At 61.3% G+C, this 1,350-nt stretch carries 2 protein-coding genes; one reads left to right on the top strand and one right to left on the bottom strand.

Annotation, left to right across the window (positions count from 1 at the left end; translation table 11 throughout):
• Positions 1–172: 172 nt before the first annotated feature.
• Positions 173–673, bottom strand: coding sequence for an FxsA family protein (locus EN925_RS36055; RefSeq protein ID WP_127370086.1), 501 nt, complete (start codon positions 671–673; stop codon positions 173–175).
• Positions 674–890: 217 nt separating this feature from the next.
• On the opposite strand from EN925_RS36055, the gene EN925_RS36050 reads away from it, so the two are divergent.
• Positions 891–1,350: Tim44/TimA family putative adaptor protein (locus tag EN925_RS36050; RefSeq protein WP_128337383.1), on the top strand; the 460-nt coding region annotated here is incomplete at its 3' end.

The raw sequence follows: 1,350 nt of genomic DNA, 5'->3' as shown, positions 1-1,350 counted from the left end.
TCCGTTGGCTGCGCCGACCGGCGCGTCATCTTTGCTGGCCATAAGCCTTGTCCTCTTGCCTGGGCAGCGTCGCTGACCGAATTGAAATCGGGCGTTCGCTACCATGGCGGGGATGACAAGACAAGGTTTGCCGCCTTGCTTCCCGGCTGCGGCATGGAGATGGGACGGCGCGTTAATCGTCCTTCAGGCGGCGCCACGGCGAGTTGTGATCCGGGCCGCGCTTCAGATCGTCCTCGCGCGAATAGTCGCCGTCTTCGAGGTCGATGACCCTGTCGCGCTGGCGGCCACGAAAACCGCCGGTCGAGAAATCGGTAGCGACGACAATGCGGCCCTTGAACCGGCTCCAGGCAAAGTCGCGCAACGGCGGCAGAAACAGCAGCAGGCCGATGATGTCGGTGATGAAGCCGGGGATGATCAGGAGGATCGCCGCAACCACGATCATGGCGCCGTGCGCAAGGTGGCGGCTGGGGTTCTGGCCGGCCGCCATCTCGGTGCGGATGCGGGCCATGACACCAAAACCCTGGTATCGGAGCAAAAGCACGCCGGCGATGCTCGAGGCCAGCACGAGGCCTACCGTCGCCAGCGCGCCGACCTCGCGGCCGACGATGACGAAACCGGCAATTTCCAGCAGCGGCAGTGCAAAGAGAAAGAAGGGAAGCAACGAAATGCGCAAGTCTTGCCAACCTTTTTCGATCGTTATGACCGTTTTGATTGTTTTGGCCGCCAACTGGCAATCGCCGCTGGCACCGAGGCTGTTAGATAGGTATGCCTGCCTTTGATTTGAATGATTGCGCCTTGCGTTCTATATGCTTTGAATGTTGAACGCTATGCGACCGCGGCCATTGGGCCTGACGGTCCGGCCACAGGGCAGGGATTGATTGGCGGAAGATATGGGATTCTTCGACTTCGGCACGATTTTCTTCCTGATTGCGGCGGTGGTCATCTTTTTCCAGCTGCGCAATGTGCTGGGCCGCCGCACCGGCAGCGAACGGCCGCCCTTCGATCCGTATTCGGCGGCTCGCACCGGCGACAAGGATGCCGCCCAGAAATCCGAAAACGTCGTCTCGCTGCCGCGCAAGCGTCCGCCAGGCGAGCCGGCTCCCGACGCCTATGCCGCGATCGACGCTTTCGCCAAGCCCGATACCGACCTCAACAAGGGCCTGCGCACGATCAAGGACAATGATCCGTCCTTCGAGCCGAAGGGTTTCGTCGACGGCGCCAAGATGGCTTACGAGATGATCGTCATGGCCTATGCCGACGGCGATCGCAAAACGCTGAAGAACCTGTTGTCGCGCGAGGTCTATGACGGTTTTGTCGCCGCTATCGGCGAGCGCGAGGCCAAGGCGGAAA

It is taken from the genome of Mesorhizobium sp. M7A.F.Ca.US.006.04.2.1, assembly GCF_004022915.1.
GTDB lineage: Bacteria > Pseudomonadota > Alphaproteobacteria > Rhizobiales > Rhizobiaceae > Mesorhizobium > Mesorhizobium ciceri.
This window is presented reverse-complemented; position numbering and strand designations above follow the sequence as displayed.